At 68.1% G+C, this 15,120-nt stretch carries 14 protein-coding genes; 9 read left to right on the top strand and 5 right to left on the bottom strand.

Annotated elements, in window-relative coordinates:
• The first annotated feature begins 2 nt into the window (after positions 1-2).
• Entirely contained in the window at positions 3-1,796 is a 1,794-nt protein-coding gene (locus tag CFI00_RS17585) for a hypothetical protein (RefSeq protein ID WP_207082329.1), read from the top strand.
• A 918-nt stretch (positions 1,797-2,714) separates the two neighbouring features.
• Here the strand turns inward: CFI00_RS17585 and CFI00_RS17590 are convergent.
• A complete protein-coding gene (locus tag CFI00_RS17590) occupies positions 2,715-3,314 on the bottom strand; it encodes a TetR/AcrR family transcriptional regulator (RefSeq protein WP_207082330.1) in 600 nt (199 codons plus the stop codon).
• A 32-nt stretch (positions 3,315-3,346) separates the two neighbouring features.
• Positions 3,347-3,832: a MaoC/PaaZ C-terminal domain-containing protein gene (locus CFI00_RS17595; protein WP_207082331.1), complete on the bottom strand. Its 486-nt coding sequence runs from the start codon at positions 3,830-3,832 to the stop codon at positions 3,347-3,349.
• 128 nt (positions 3,833-3,960) lie between these two features.
• Between CFI00_RS17595 and CFI00_RS17600 the strand changes: the two genes are divergently transcribed.
• From CFI00_RS17600 to CFI00_RS17635, 8 genes are read left to right on the top strand one after another with little or no spacing between them, the layout of a single operon-like run.
• Positions 3,961-5,544 carry an AMP-binding protein gene (locus tag CFI00_RS17600; protein WP_207082332.1) on the top strand — a complete coding sequence of 528 codons (1,584 nt, stop codon included), beginning with the start codon at positions 3,961-3,963 and terminating at the stop codon, positions 5,542-5,544.
• The gene (locus tag CFI00_RS17605; protein WP_207082333.1) at positions 5,541-6,356 is read left to right on the top strand and encodes an enoyl-CoA hydratase/isomerase family protein; all 816 of its coding nucleotides are present in this window, start codon (positions 5,541-5,543) and stop codon (positions 6,354-6,356) included. Before CFI00_RS17600 ends, CFI00_RS17605 begins: the two co-directional genes overlap by 4 nt.
• Positions 6,353-7,489 (top strand): acyl-CoA dehydrogenase family protein, encoded by a 1,137-nt coding sequence (locus tag CFI00_RS17610; RefSeq protein WP_207082334.1) that lies wholly within the window; start codon positions 6,353-6,355, stop codon positions 7,487-7,489. Before CFI00_RS17605 ends, CFI00_RS17610 begins: the two co-directional genes overlap by 4 nt.
• A gap of 37 nt (positions 7,490-7,526) precedes the next feature.
• Positions 7,527-8,297, top strand: a complete 771-nt coding sequence (locus CFI00_RS17615) for an SDR family NAD(P)-dependent oxidoreductase (protein ID WP_207082335.1) — start codon at positions 7,527-7,529, stop codon at positions 8,295-8,297.
• Between the two features lie 43 nt (positions 8,298-8,340).
• On the top strand, positions 8,341-8,760 hold the full coding sequence (locus tag CFI00_RS17620) for a zinc ribbon domain-containing protein (RefSeq protein ID WP_207082336.1): 420 nt from the start codon (positions 8,341-8,343) through the stop codon (positions 8,758-8,760).
• Positions 8,753-9,898 carry a thiolase family protein gene (locus CFI00_RS17625; RefSeq protein ID WP_207082337.1) on the top strand — a complete coding sequence of 382 codons (1,146 nt, stop codon included), beginning with the start codon at positions 8,753-8,755 and terminating at the stop codon, positions 9,896-9,898. The genes CFI00_RS17620 and CFI00_RS17625 overlap by 8 nt, the downstream gene beginning before the upstream one ends.
• 20 nt (positions 9,899-9,918) lie before the next feature.
• Positions 9,919-10,326, top strand: a complete 408-nt coding sequence (locus tag CFI00_RS17630; RefSeq protein WP_277988319.1) for an acyl-CoA dehydrogenase family protein — start codon at positions 9,919-9,921, stop codon at positions 10,324-10,326.
• Positions 10,323-11,387: an MBL fold metallo-hydrolase gene (locus CFI00_RS17635; protein ID WP_207082339.1), complete on the top strand. Its 1,065-nt coding sequence runs from the start codon at positions 10,323-10,325 to the stop codon at positions 11,385-11,387. Before CFI00_RS17630 ends, CFI00_RS17635 begins: the two co-directional genes overlap by 4 nt.
• Positions 11,388-11,405: 18 nt before the next feature.
• Here the strand turns inward: CFI00_RS17635 and CFI00_RS17640 are convergent, their stop codons facing one another.
• The 3 genes from CFI00_RS17640 to CFI00_RS17650 all read right to left on the bottom strand — a co-directional run bounded on the left by CFI00_RS17640 (position 11,406) and on the right by CFI00_RS17650 (position 15,100).
• Positions 11,406-11,666 (bottom strand): hypothetical protein, encoded by a 261-nt coding sequence (locus CFI00_RS17640; RefSeq protein WP_207082340.1) that lies wholly within the window; start codon positions 11,664-11,666, stop codon positions 11,406-11,408.
• A gap of 393 nt (positions 11,667-12,059) precedes the next feature.
• Positions 12,060-13,595: an ATP-binding protein gene (locus CFI00_RS17645; protein ID WP_242532469.1), complete on the bottom strand. Its 1,536-nt coding sequence runs from the start codon at positions 13,593-13,595 to the stop codon at positions 12,060-12,062.
• Positions 13,595-15,100: an SCO6880 family protein gene (locus CFI00_RS17650; protein WP_207082341.1), complete on the bottom strand. Its 1,506-nt coding sequence runs from the start codon at positions 15,098-15,100 to the stop codon at positions 13,595-13,597. The genes CFI00_RS17645 and CFI00_RS17650 overlap by 1 nt, the downstream gene beginning before the upstream one ends.
• Positions 15,101-15,120 lie beyond the last annotated feature (20 nt).

Genomic DNA, 15,120 nt, shown 5'->3' on the forward strand with positions numbered 1-15,120 from the left:
GGATGCCCGCGCCCGGCCCCAACGCGGCGTTGCGGCTGCCGCCCAAGTGCAACGCCTGCCAGAGCAACCGCGTCGCGTGGACCAGCCCCAGAGTCGACTTCTGCTATCAGTGCCTGCCCGGCGGCCCATTCGCGGCTCCACCGTGCAACCGCTGCCGCGCCCGCACCGACTACTTCAGCCAGGGGCTGTGCAGCCGGTGCCATCCCCGCAGCCCCCAGCACATCGGATCCTGCAAGGGCTGCCTGGCCTGGGGCGTCTACCCCCGCCACAACTGGACCTGCTGGTCGTGTCGCTGGTGGCAGAGCCACTACCCGAAGGGCACCTGCGCCTACTGCGGCCGCGCCAGCCACGTCAGCGACCGCCAAGCCTGTCGCCTGTGCCTCGAGAACGCCCGACTCGAACAGAAGCCCGGCCGAGCACCCGACGTCGGCGCGACGAACCAGCACAGCCAGCAGCTGTTCTTCGCCAACATGGTCTTCAAGCGGCGCGCGACACCGGTGCCCGACTACGTCCGCTGGGATGGCCGGTGGTCGACGAAGAACAAGAACCAGCTGCCCTACGAACCTGGCACCAGCTTCGACGACGATGCGCTCGAACAGCTGACCCTGTTCGACATGGACCCCGACCCCGAGGTGCTGCGCCAACGCCTCCTGGTCGAGGACAGCGAACTGACCCGGTACTGCGCGGCCATCGTCGCCGACCACGCCCGCCGCTACGGCTGGAGCGTCAGGCAGCGCAATGCCGTGATCCAGTCCCTGCGGCTGCTGCAGATCCTGCGGCCCACTCCCACCGCGAAGGTCCGCGCCAGTGACGTCGTGGCGTTGCGCCGCTACGACGGCACCATCACCTCCACCCTCGACGTCCTCGCCGAAGCCGGACTCCTGATCGAGGACGTCCCCACCCGGGTCGAGCGGTACTTCAACGCCAAGTTCATCGCGTCCGGAGCCCTCCCGGACACCATGCGCGAGCACCTCCAGCAGTGGCTTCAGATCATGCTCGGCGGATCCCGCCATGCACCACGCCAGCTGCCCCGCGAACCCGAGACCGTCGAGCTCCACATCGAAGGTCTCGCGCCCGTCGTGCAGACGTGGGTCGAAGCCGGGCGCCAGTCGTTCGCCGAGATCAGCAAGCACGACATCCTGGCCGCCCTCGCGGCCCTGCCCGCCGGCACCAGCCAACGCCACTTCGCCGAGAACGGCCTGAAGTCTCTGTTCAAGATCCTCAAAGGACGACGCCTCGTCTTCACCAACCCCATGCGCGGCATCGACCTCACCCGCGTCGCCACCAACATTCCACTCCCGCTGGACACCGAGTTGATCCGCGCCGAGCTCGACTCGCCGAACCCGGCGGTCGCGCTCGCTGTCGCTTTGGTGGCCTTCCATGGACTGACCGGCAAGCAGGTCCGGGAGCTGCAGCTGACTGACATCGTCGACGGCCGGCTCCACCTCGACGGTCGCGACATCCCGCTCGCCGCACCCGTGAGGACCCGGCTCAGCGCCTGGCTCGACCACCGCAACCGAACCTGGCCGTCCACCGCGAACCCACACCTGCTCATCAACCGACGCACCGCGCCGCGCCTCGTCCCCAGCGGCCCATCCTTTCCCTGGAAGGAGAGCCGCATCCGCCCGCGCGCCCTGCGCGAAGACCGCATCCTGCACGAGATCCACGCCACCGGCGGCGACGTACGCCGCATCTACGACCTCTTCGGACTCAGCGTCGAAGGCGCCACCCGCTACCTCAAGACCGTCGAGCACCCCGACCTGAGGAACGAAGACCAGCCTGGCACCCGGCCATGACCGTGTCCTTACGTACCGCGCGGCGCGGCTCGAGAGTTGTCGCAACATCCTCACGCCACCGATAAGCAACCACGGCGCGCACGATTCGGACACTCGGGCCCTGCTGACTCTGGTCACGGCCGCAGCGTGGCGGCTCAGCGTCCCCGCATCCGTCCCCCCGAACCGCCGAACGCCGGGAGGACGTGGCGCCCCGAGCCGCATTTACGCAGGTCAGGCAGCGTCCCCCCCAAACTTCAAAGAGATTCCGAGCCGGTGGCTCGAGTTGTGGAAGAGACGTCTCGCAAGCGGATCCCTTTTCGGCGATGAGGACTGACGGCCGCGGCAAGTGACGACCTGCGGCCGGGGGCGCCGCACGCCGTCCGGCTTCCGAGAATGTTGCACAGGGTCGGGAGCTGGCACCTGTCTTCGTTCAAGTCCGGGCGCCACGCGGAAGGTTGATCGCTGGCCCGGTCGGAGGAGAGAGTGCCCCAGCAGTTCAGCGGTGCTTCATGTGCTTCTTCCTCTGTAGGCACTCGGGCGCGCCCTAGCGTCGATCGTGCCGCCGGTCTGCGAGCCAATGCTCGCTCCCTACGCCGGGGGCGAGGGGACGCTCGGCGAGCTCGACCGGGCGCACCTCAAGCAAGTGTCGTCGTGATCTCCGGCGTGGCGTCCTCGCGTGTTTCAGATCGGAGGGAAAGGGGGGCCAGCAACACCACCCGTCCGGTCACGATGCCAGCATCCGCGGTGACACCCTCGTGTCGAGGCCTGAGGGGCGGCCGATCTCACGGATCTGCGCCCTGAGCGGTCAACCTGGTCGGCGCACTGGGCGTATGTCGACGAGGCAGCCAGTAATAGAGGTCGACCCGTCGGCGACTCGCGCGGTTCAAGAGGCTCCGTCGCTACGTCACCGAGCACCTGTTGAGCGACGGCGAGTTCATCTCAGGCGCCGTCTTGGTCAATTGCCGGAAGGGGACCCGACAGCATCGCCAGCACGTGGCGGGCTAGGTCCTCGGGAGTGGTAGATCCCAGTGGGTCGTACCACCGGAAGAGGCTGGTGAGCATGGTCAGGGTTAGGTTTGCCACGACCGTGACATCCGCTTTCGGCTGGAGTTTCTCGGTCTTGCGGTAATCATCGAGGAGCTCGGCGAAATCGTGGGTAACGGTGTGGGACCAGGATCGGAAGGACTGGAGCGTGACCTCCGAGAGTTCCGGTTGTTCACCCCAGACGGTGGCGTAGAAGACACGTTTGCTGGTCGCTGACTCGATATGGAGGTTTACGACCGCCCGAACCTTCTCGCGGGGCGAGAGGGTGCTGGTGAGCAGGTCCTGCAGCTTCTCGCCGAGCTCCTCCGTGACGTGCGCCACCATCTGGTCCAGGAGCCACGCCTTGCTCTCGATGTACTTGTAGATCGTCGGACGGGAGATCCCGGCCTCGAGGCAGATGTCGTCGATGGTCGAGCTTCGGTAGCCCTTGGTCTGGAATACGCGAGCGGCGGCTTCAATGACGTCAGCCGTGGTCGTCGCCCGTTGCCTGGCCACACGTGCTCCCTCCAGATCCGGACCGCTGTAGGTTACTCGACCGGTGCCTCAGGGCCCGTGCGGGTGCGAACATAACTGTCGAGGCGCAGAGTGAGGACCGTCTTGCCGTGCTGATTCTCCAGGTGGCCCTCCACCTCGAGTTGCGCCATGCCGTTGCGCGGGGGAGATGCGCCGTTGACGCGGACCCAGCCGGTCAGGACGTCCCCAGGGAAGACCGGCTGCGGCAGCACCATCTCCCGGATGGCACGTCCCGCGACGACGGCCCAGGAGCAGTACGCCGCGTCGACGGCGAGCCGCTGGAACACTGCAAAAGTGTGGAGCCCGCTGGCGATGACACCGCCGAAAGGCCCCCCGTCGCCGACGTGGATTGGAAGCGGGTCCCACCGCTGCGCGAAAGCGCGGATCTCCGCCTCGGTCATGGTGGCGGGGCCGAGCGAAGTCAGTACTCCGACCCGCGCAGCGAGGTCTTCGGCGTATAGCAGACCGCCCTCGATCGGAACTGGGCCTTCACTGCTCATCGACGTGACACCCTTCTCGAACTAGGTCGTACTCGACCTTGACGCACGCGGACACTCGACTATGCTGGCGATCAAACTACACTCACTGGGTAGTTACGATACCACGAGCACCAGCGGAAGGCGTCGACATGGCAGACACCCTCGACCTCCTAGCCTCGCGTGGAGCGACCTATAGCGACCTCATCGTCGAGGCGTTTCAGCGCTTCGCGGACAACGAGGCGTTCGTGCTCGGCGAGCAACGCATGACGTTCGCCGAAGCGGCCGACTCCATGAGTCGCATACAGCAGCTGCTCGTCGACCGCGGCATCACTCATGGGTCTTCTGTGGGGGCGCTCAGTGTCAACATCCCCGAGGTCTGGCTGACCCAGGCGGCGACCTATCTCACCGGCGCCCACTACACCGGCCTGCACCCAATGGGGTCCGTCGAGGATCACGTCTGGATCTGCGACGACGCCGAGATCGAGGTCCTCGTTGTGCATCCGACGTTCGCGGAGGTGGGAGCCGCTGTCGCCGAGCGCTCCAAGACGGTGAAGCACCTGCTCGTATTCGGTGAGTCCGACGCTGGGCAAAACCTGTTCGAGCTGATCGAGGGCTACAGCCCGAAGCCGCTCGAGCCGGGCCCGGCCGGAGAGGAGGACATTGCTTGGCTGCAGTACACCGGCGGCACCACCGGCACGCCAAAGGGCGTCATGCTCTCGCACCGAGCGATGGTCGAGCAGTGCAAGGGGGTGCTGACGAGCTGGCAAATGCCCACCAAGCCCCGCTACCTGGTCGCACCGCCGATCACGCACGCCGGGGTGCTGCCCCTCTTCCCAACCCTGGCCCGCGGCGGCACGGTCATCCTGCTCCAAGGCTTCGAGCCAAAGTCCTTCGTGCAGGCGATCGAAAAGGAGCGGGCCAACTGCACCTTCGCGGTGCCGACGATGATCAACGCCCTGCTCGACCACACCACACCGGAGGAGGCGGACCTGAGCTCTCTCGAGACCTTCATTTATGGGGCAGCACCGATCTCGCCCTCCCGGCTCGCCCAAGCCTTGAACCGGTTCGGGCAGAAGTTCGTCCAGTGCTTTGGTCAAACGGAGTGCATAGGCCTTACGACGAGCCTCCTGCGTGAGGAGCACGACCCGGTTGGGCGTCCGGACCTGCTTACTTCTTGCGGGCGTCCGGCCATCGGCACCATGACGAGGATCGTCGACGAAGCCGACCAGCCGGTCCCTGACGGGACCCCCGGTGAGCTCTGTGTCCGCTCACGAGCCGTCATGTCCGGCTACTGGAAACTGCCCGAGCTGACCGAGGAGACTCTGCGCAATGGGTGGCTGCATACCGGCGATATGGCGATCCGTGACGAGCAGGGCTACCTCCACATCGTGGACCGCAAGAAGGACATGGTGATCTCAGGCGGATTCAACGTCTATCCGAAGGAAGTCGAGGACGTGATCGCGGCGCATCCCGACGTCGCCGCGGTGGCGGTCGTAGGCATGGCTGACGACAAGTGGGGCGAGGCGGTCACCGCGTTCGTTGTGCCCCATGCGGGAGCCACCATCGACAAGACCGAGCTCAAGCGGCTCGTGCGCGACGCGAAGGGCGCGCACCAGGCACCCAAGGTGATCCACCTCGTCGACGCGCTGCCCGCCACCCTCGTCGGGAAGATCGACAAGAAGCGTCTGCGTGCCATGGGTGCAGAGATCGGCGCGGAGGGTGGGGATCGATGAGCGCAGTGACGCAAGCCGCCGTCACTCGTATCGACAAGGGCCCCGTGGCCTGGTTGTCGCTCAACCGGGCCGAGGCGATGAACGCCCTTAACGAACGCATGCTGGATGATCTTGCCGCCCATCTGTCTGACATCAAGGACGAGCGAGACGTGCGTGTCGTCGTCGTCACGGCCACGGGCCGTGCCTTCTGCGCCGGCGCAGATCTCAAGGAGGTCCTCGGCCCGGACGGCAAGGTGGATCCCGCTCGACTGCTGGCCTTCGAGAAGGGGGCGGCCGAGACCTTCGACACCCTCGCCTCGCTGCCGAAGCCAGTCATCGCTGCGCTGAACGGGATCACGATGGCGGGTGGACTGGAGCTTGCGCTTCACTGCGATCTAGTCGTCGCCTCGGCCGAAGCGCGCCTCGGCGACGGCCACATCAACTACGGCCTCCTCCCCGGCGCCGGCGGGGCAGCCCGGCTGCCACGGGTGGTCGGCCCCACCCGCGCCAAGTACCTCGCCTTCACCGGTGAGCTGGTCACTGCGGAGGAGGCGCAGGCGATGGGCCTGGTCAACGAGGTCGTCCCGGCCGACCAGCTTGTGGCGCGAACCGAAGAGCTTGCCACGACGATCGCGCGGCGCAGCCCGAGCGCATTGCGCCTGTTCAAGCAGGCGATCGACGACGGCCTCGACCAGCCGCTCGCCAGCGCCTTGCGCCTCGAGCGACTCGTCACCGCCGAGCACCTGCACAGCGGCGATGTCGACGAGGGGCTCAGAGCCTTCGCCGAGAAGCGTGCGCCGCTGTTCAATACGACCTCAGGAGGCACGCGATGACGGACCATGACGAGCTCGCTGACTTCCGCGACAGCGTTCGCGCGTTTGCCCGCAAATCCTTCCTCGAGGGGTATCTCGAGCGCGCTCACGGTGGCCCCTACCCGCGGGATACCCTTAGGGACCTCGGAAGGAACGGGCTACTCGGCCTTTGCGTCCCCGAGGAGCAGGGAGGTCAGGGATCGGACCTGCAAGCCCTCGGAATCGCCTGCGAAGAAGTCAGCTACGCCGACGCTGCCTGCGGCTACCAGGTGTTCGCCACCAACGTCACGGCCGACCTGCTGGTCAAGTCCGCTTCGGAAGAGGCAGTCCGTCGCTGGCTCGGACCGGTGATCGCAGGGGAAGCAGTCTGCGCCATCGCACTCACCGAGCCCGGGTCCGGGTCCGACGCCCAAGCGCTGAGCGCCAAGGCCGTTCCCGTGGACGGCGGCTGGGAGCTGTCGGGTGAGAAGACCTCGATCACCCAGGGGCCCGATGCAGACCTCGCGATCATCGTCGCGCGTCAGACCGACACGGGAGGCATCAGTGCGTTCCTCGTGCCCATGGACTCACCCGGCCTCTCCGGCCAGCGCTTCGCCGACCCTGGATTCCGGCCGGTCGGCCGCGGTTCGATCGCCATGGAGGGTGTCTTCGTTCCACACTCGCACCAACTCGGTCAGGGCGGCGCGGGGTTCGCAATGATCATGAACGAGTTCGACCTGACGCGCACCCTCATCGCGTTCATGGTCGTCGGCATCGCCCAGCGGGCCATCGACCTGACCATCGAGCACATCAAGACCCGCACGAGCTTCGGCAAGCCGCTGAGCCACTACCAGGGCGTGACCTTCCCGATCGCCGAACACCTGACGTACCTCACTGCCATCCGAGCCCTGGCCACGTCCTCGCTCGAGGCACGCAGCAACGGAAGGCCGCACACCGTCGAGGCGGCAATGCTCAAGTGGTGGGCACCCCAGGTCGGCTTCCAGGCGGTGCAGGACTGCATCGTGCTCCACGGCCATGTCGGCTGGTCGGAGGAGATGCCGCTGCAGGCATTGCTGCGCGACGTGTCCGGCTTCCAAATCGGTGACGGCACGCCACAGATCCAGAAGCTCATCATCGCCCGGTCCGCCATCGGCCGCGAGGTCATGGGCCGATGACCCGGCACCGAGAACCACAACGCTCCCAGGAGAAGCCGTGAAGATAGAGAACGCCGTGGCCATCGTGACCGGTGGCGCCTCCGGCCTAGGTGAGGCCGCCGCCCGCCGCCTGCTCGAGCTCGGAGCCCGGGCAGTCGCCGCGTTCGACCTCAACGACGAGCGCGGCGCCGCCCTCCGCGCCGAGATGGGGGAGCGCTACCGCTACCACAACGTTGACGTCAGCCAACTCGACCAGGTCGAGACGGCCGTGGCGGCCGTCGAGTCCGAGCACAGTGCCGTCCAGGTCGTGGTGAACGCCGCCGCCGTCGCCGCCCCCGCCAAGCTCCTGTCCAGCCGCGGACCGCTGCCAATGGAGGTCTTCGACAAGGGGATCAAGGTGAACCTCTACGGCCCGATCCATGTGATGCGCAGTGTCGTCCCCGGCATGGCGACCAACGAGCCTACCGCCGACGGGGAACGTGGTGTCATCATCAACGTCGCCTCCGGCGCGGCGTGGGAGGGCCAGATCGGGCAGATTGCCTACAGCGCCTCCAAAGCCGCCCTCGTCGGCCTGACGATGCCGCTGTTCCGTGAGCTCGCCCAGCACGGAATCCGTGTCATGACCGTAGCGCCCGGTGCCTTCGACACGCCGATCTACGACCAGGTCCCTCCCGCACTGAAGGAGGAGCTCGCCGCCCAGTCACTCTTCCCACGGCGCATGGGCGAGCCCGCGGAGTTCGCGATGTTGATCGAAGAGATCGTCCGAAACCCCATGCACAACGGCCGTTCGATCCGGCTGGACGCCGGGATGATCCTCCCGCCGAGCTGACCCGTCCTCCCATGGACCGCGACCTAGAACCAGGAGCATCGACGTGACCAACCCCGTTCCCCTGCGCGAAGGACTCTTCCGCGAGACAGCGGCAGGTCCGACCCTGCTCGCGAGCTGCTGCACCGCCTGCGGCCACACGTCGTATCCGCCCGCCCCTCGCTGCCTCGACTGCGGCAGCGAAGCGCAGGAGCCCGTGGAACTCGGCTCGGACGGCGAGCTACTCTGCGCGACCGTCGTGCACATGGGCAACAACCGCTACCCACCTGGCTACACCGTCGGCTACGTGACCATGCCCCACGGCGTGAGGGTCTTCGCCCAACTCGCGATCTCCGCCGGCGAGGACCTCCCGGCGCCCGGCACACCGATGACGCTCGAGATCGTGCCGATGTGGCGTGAGCAGGAGCAGGACGTGCTCGCCTACCGCTTCGTCCCTGCGCCCGGAAAGGAATCCGCCCATGCGTGAGGTCTTCGTCCTCGGAGTGGGACAGAGCGACTTCGGCAAAATGCCCGAGCGCAGCATCGCCGACCTGGGAGGCCAGGCCGCCCGTGCCGCGATCGCCGACGCAGGCATTAACTCCGCCCAAATACAGGCCGTCTTCTCCTCCCGGGTCTACGACGCCATGATCACCAGCCAGACCATCATGAAGGACCTCGGCGTCACCCGCGTCGAGATGGTCAACGTGGAGAATGCGTGCGCGGGTGGATCGACAGCGATCCGCAGCCTCTATAAGGACATCGCCGCCGGCTTCGTCGACCTCGGCATCGCCATCGGCGTCGAGTCGATGACCACAAGTCCGATCGCCGGGAAGCTGATCCCGCCGGACAGGGACGACCTCGACGGTCAGCTCGGACTCAGCATGCCCGTGCTGTTCGCGCTTCAGGCGCAACGTCTCATGGAGACCCACGGCGCGACACCTGAGGACTTCGCCCAGGTCTCGGTCAAGGCGCATGACTTCGGCGCCCTGAACCCGCGGGCGCAGTACCAGAGGCGCTTCACCGTCGAAGAAGTACTGGCCTCCCGGATGATCGCCGACCCCATCACGCTGCTCCAGTGCTGCCCCAACACCGACGGAGCCGCCGCCGTGGTCATGGCGTCCGCCGACGTGGCGAAGAAGTACTCCGAAGCACCGGTCCGCATCGCAGGATCAGCGCTAGTCTCCGGCGACTACGATTTCCGGCGCTCCGACATCACGACCCTCGAGCTCGGCGCGCGGGCGGCGGCCCGCGCCTACGAGCAGGCCGGTGTGGCACCCTCCGACGTGGACGTCGTCGAGTTGCACGACGCCTTCGCGAGCGAAGAGATCGTCCACTACGAGGACCTAGGGCTGTGCGCGCGCGGTGATGGCGTGGGTCTGCTCCGCTCCGGCGCCACCTCGATAGGCGGGCGCATCCCCGTGAACCCGAGCGGTGGGCTACTGTCCCTCGGCCACCCACTGGCCGCATCCGGCGTCCGAGTCATCTGCGACATCACCGACCAGCTGCGCGGGCGCAGCGGAGCCAGCCAGGTACCTGGCGCCAAGGTCGGCCTTGCCCAGATGCTGGGCGGCGTCGCCACCGGGCTGGACGCGGCAGCCGGCAGCGTCCACATCCTGACGGTCTAGTGTCCTATGTCTGTAGTTGGGTGAACAAGTTGTCCGAGCGAGCGATTCGAGGATCTGTTCGGCGCTCTTGGTCAGGGTGGGCGCGGGACCGGGAGACGTTCGGGCGACCGCTGTCCTCGCGTCAGGTCATCCGGCACAAGCTCGCCGAGATGGCCCGCCAGGTCGACGTCGCGCGGTGCTACACCCGGGCCGTGACGCAGGGGTTCCTCGCCGGCGAGGACGTCGTCACCGAGGTGTCGATGGCGAAGAACACGGCCGTGTACGCGTGCGACTTCGTGGTGAACGAGGCCGTGCAGATCTTCGGCGGCATGGGCTACATGCGCGAGTCCGAGGTCGAGCGGCACTACCGGGACGCGCGGATCCTGGGCATCGGCGGCGGGACGAACGAGATCATGAACGAAGTCATCAGCAAGAGGATCGGTCTGTGACTGCCGAGCCGGCCCGCCCGTTTCGGGTCACCGGCACCGAGCAGAAGCGGGCGTGGGCGGAGAAGCTCCTGCCCCCGGTGGAACAGGTGCAGCCTGGGCTGTGGTCGATCCCCGTCCCCATCCCCGACAACCCGCTGCGCTACGTCCTGGTCTACTCACTCGAGATGGACGACGGGGTGGCGCTCATCGACGCCGGGTGGGACACCGATGAGGCGTGGCAGGCCTTGACCGACGGGTTGGCGACGGCCGGGCACGCCATCGGCGACGTCCGCGGCGTGATGGTGACGCACATCCATCCCGACCACTACGGCCTGGCTGGACGGATCCGCGAGGCATCGGGTGCCTGGGTGGGACTCCACCCCGACGACGCGGCCCTGCTTCCCGCCCGGTACGGGGCGGGGATGACCGACCTGCTCGACGACATGGCCAGACTGTTGCAGAACTGCGGGATACCCGACGACGAGTTGCAGACCCTGTCGCGCGCTTCGCTGCCGATCGCGGCCTACGTCCGCCAGACCGAGCCCGACCGCCTCATCCGAGACGGCGACCGGCTGCCGTTGCCCGGCTGGGATCTGCGAGCGGTCCACACGCCCGGCCACTCGCCCGGCCACCTGTGCTTCCACGAGCACCGGCGTCGCGTCCTCTTCTCCGGGGACCACGTCCTTCCTCGCATCACACCCAACATCGGGGTGCACGCGCAGTCGAGCGGCAACCCGCTTGCAGACTTCGTCGACTCCCTGGCACGTGTCGGCGGACTGGACCACGAGCTGGACGAGGTGCTGCCCGCGCACGAGTACCGCTTCGCCGGCCTCGCGGCGCGCGTGTCGACGCTGCTGGGCCACCACGACGCACGGTTGGAGGAGATTCACGCCGCCCTCACCACGGCACCGACGACCTGGGAGCTGACCGCGGCGCTGACCTGGTCGCGCCCCTGGGACCAGGTCTCCGGCTTCATGCGCAGAGCGGCTGTGGCGGAGACCCTGGCGCACCTGGTCCTGCTGGAGAGCAGGGGACGGGTGGCGCGCACCAGCGACACCCCGTGGCGCTGGGAGCAGCGCTGACGGGGCATCGTGTGCCGCTCACTCGAGGAGCGCCTCGGTGGCCGTGGCCGCTGCGCCCGCTCGGTCTCCCCCTGGCCAGGCTTGCGGCGCGAGGCCGATCGCCCCGGCCCACAACCGAGTAAGGACGTCGACGGCCTCCGCCTCGTCCAACCCCTCGACCGGGTCCTGCCACAGGTGGGCGAAGGACTCGACCATGGCGCCCAGGGCGCTTGCCGTCGCCCGCGGCGGCAGCAGCGGATCCGCCTGGCCCAGCTCCTGTAGTCGGATGAGGCCGTCCATACCGCGCTAGGGAAGCGCTGATCAACGGGCCAGTCGGCGCGCCTCCCGCGCGGCGCGCGTCAATCAGTGGACAGACAGGTACCTCTACCCCGTTGCGCGCTATTCCCAATCGGCGGTCGGCCCTGTCCTGATGTTCACATTCGTCCCTGAAGGCCAACCCGCAACGGTGAAGCCGCAGGCCGGCACACCCGTCGCTCCTCATGCGTCCCGGATGCCACGCCCAAAGATGCCACGCCCGGTGATGCCACGCCCGGAGAGGTTCTCGGTGACGGCTGCCTATTCGGAACGCGACGCGTCTCCCCCACGCACTCTCCGAACCTGAGTGCGCTCCTCGGTCGAGGCCGTTGCGTATGCTCAGGTTCGTCGCAGAACCGTCAAAATTCGCGCGAACTTCTAAGAGGCGGACTCGATGGCCTCGTTGGTGTAGTAGAGCTTCTTCTCCAGCGGGTGGAGCACCGTCTGGACCTTGTAGGTGGCGTCGCCGATGCACCACAGGGCGCGGCCCTTGTCCTGCATGGCCCACCCGGAGACGAGGTCTTGGGCGATCGGGCCGAGCCCGAGCATGGAGTCGAGCTCTCGGGCGACACGGGGCTTCTGGGCACCGAGGATCTTGATGTCGGCCAGCTCGAGGAGGTCCTTGGCGATCATCGCGGCCTGGGAGTCGGCGTCGCCAACCGAGAGCAGGTCGGAGGGCTTGTGGAGGTTGCAGAACTGGATGTCGCCGCCCTTGCCGGCCATGCCGCGTGAGAGCCGCAGGTCGGCGTCGAAACTCGCCACTGCGGCGGTTCCGAGGCGCATCTGCTTCCAGACCTCGTCGCGCACCACGATGCGCAGGTCGCCTGGCTCGGCGATCTCCCGCAGACCACGCCCCCAGGAGTTCATGCACAGCAGCGCGATGCCCACGGCCTCATCGCCCAGGCCGTCGAGCCGGGAGAGGCTGAACGACTGGATCGGGGCCCGCCAGTCGACCTCGATGTTGGTGAAGTCGTCGAAGAGGCCGGCGAGGGTGCCGGTGACCAGCTCGCCGAGCGCGTTGCGCAGCAGCCGGGTCTGGTCGAGGAACTGGCGGGTGTTCGCGTATTCGCAGGCCCGGACGAGCTCCTCGGTGGGGTTACGGAGCAGGTCCCACAGGCGCGGGATGGTCGTCTCCTGCAGGACGCTGTTGCCGGCGGCGTAGCCGGTGAGGATCGCCAGCGCGTTGCGCACGACGTCGCTCTCGTCGGGGCCGAACGGCACCCGGCGCTCGTCGTCGATCTTCATGCTGCCGACCAGGCCTCGGACCAGGACGAGCCACCGCTTGAAGATGATCGTGGCGCGGCGCTGCGCCTCCTCGGCCGAGAGCTTCTCCCACCCGTCGCCGAGCGGCCCCATGGACAGCGGGTTGACCCGGGCCCAGAAGCCGGGGGCGATGACGAAGGGTTCGACACCGAGCGCGCGGCACAGCGACTCGTACTCGTCCTTGACGTCGCCAGTGACCAGGGTGCGGTAGCCGAACGGCATCATCCGGGTGCAGAACGCCTTGGTGGTGCCGGACTTGCCACTTCCCGGCTTGGCGAACTGGAAGATGTTGGGGTTAGTCGCGGGCACGTCGTCGCGCAGCACCCAACCGAACGGGTCGCAGTAGAAGCTGCCGCCGGAGAGCTGGTCGACGCCCATCTGGGCGCCCGTCGGGGGCAGCGCGGGAGCGGAGACGAAGGGCCAGAACACCGGGGCCTGGTCGCTGGTCATCCGCCAGGCCATCGCCGGGGCGGTGGCGGCGGCCCAGCCTCGGCCCCGGCGGGTGGCACCGCGGCGCGGCGCGTAGCGGAAGAGCCGGGGCTCCTTGGCCTCCGGGGCGAGCGTGGGGATCGTGGGCAGGTCGTGCCCGAAGTCGGAGAGCAGGGCAGCCATGTCGCGGCCGCCACGGCGGTTCCGGCGGGTGGTGGTCATCAGGCGTCTCCGCTCCGGGTCAGGCTCGTGCCGAGGGGGATGGTGGACGCGGCGAACCCGACGTCCTGGGCGAGGTCGAGGCGCAGCGGTGCGAACCCGGCGCGTCGGACCGAGGCGTCCAGGCGGCGCCCGAACTCGGTGATCCGCATCGACTTGGGGACGGTGACCGTGCACACGCCGTAGGGCCGGGTCAGCGAGTTGCCGCGGGCCAGCTTGGCGTCCAGGCCGCGGGCCTTGTGGGCTTCGTCGCGCTGCTTGGCGCGGGTCTTGCGGCCGAGCTTCTCGTTCATCCCCTCGGCCAGGTCGGCGGCCCACTCGGCGTTGCCGGACTGCCGGTCGGCCTTGGTCTGGGAAACGATCGGGTACGCGACGACGAACGATCGCCGCTCACCGAACTCGCTGGGGGTGAGGATCGGTGCCAGGGCACCCATCGCGACGCCGCGGGTCGGCAGCCTGATGGTGGCGCTGACCGAGTTCCAGGCGTCGTGGCTGTAGTGCCGCACTGTGGCGTCGGCACCCGAGGGGCCGGCCATCGCCCACGGGACGTCGGCGTTGACGCTTGGGTCCTTCTCCCGCAGCGAGAGGGCCTCGACGATGCCGGCGCGGTCGCCGGGGGCGAATCCGGTCCGGCAGGCCAGCGCGAGCTCGGGGCTGGTGAGCCAGCGCACCGTCGTCATCCCCATCGGGCCGCGCAGCTGGGCCTCGATCTCGGCCATGAGCAGGTAGAGCTCGCGGCAGCGGCCCTCGAAGCCGCCCCCGGACTCTTTGGCCGACCTCGCGATCCGGGTCTCCGGGACCAGGATCGTCACGAACTGCTCGGTGCGCACCGATGCCTGGGTGAGGCCGTGGGCCAGGTCGCTGTTGACGACCTCCGACAGCTCCGGGGCGTTGGGGCGGCGGTGGCGGTTGACCCACAGGTCGCGCTCGGCGCCGTCCTCGGGGACGGTGCGCACCATGAAGAGGATCTCGTCGACCTTCTCTGTGCGACCGGCGACGTCGAGCAGCCCGGCCAGGGCCTCGCCGTAGCGGGCGCGCTCTTCGGTGTCCTTCATGCCGATGCCGGGGTGCACGATCGAGGCCGTGACCGCCCAGGTCTTCATGGCGTGGTCCTCGATGATCGCTACGCGCTGCAGCTGCGAGCCGTGTGGCGGGCCGTCGTGGATCTGGACGCCCTGGAGGACCCCGGGCAGGTCCGGGGTGTCGAGGTCGTCGCCGCGGCCCTGGGTGGCCTTGGCGCGGAACGAGGTCCAGCCGAAGAGGCCGCCGACGGCGTACATCGTCGAGGCGAACACCCAGCCGGTGGCCGAGCGGCCGCGCACCGGGATCACGGTGATGGCCAGCAGGAACACCCAGACCAGGGCGAACAGGAACGCGGAGAACCACGCTCCGCGGCTGATTGCCCAGAACGCCGGCAGGCTGGCCAGCGCCAGGAACATCAGCTGGCCTCCGGAGAGGCCGAAGAACCAGCCGATACGGTCGCGCTGGTAGTCGGCGTAGGTGGTCATCGTCGGCTTCCCTTCTGGTC

This window comes from Nocardioides sp. S5 (genome assembly GCF_017310035.1).
Classification (GTDB): Bacteria; Actinomycetota; Actinomycetes; order Propionibacteriales; family Nocardioidaceae; genus Nocardioides.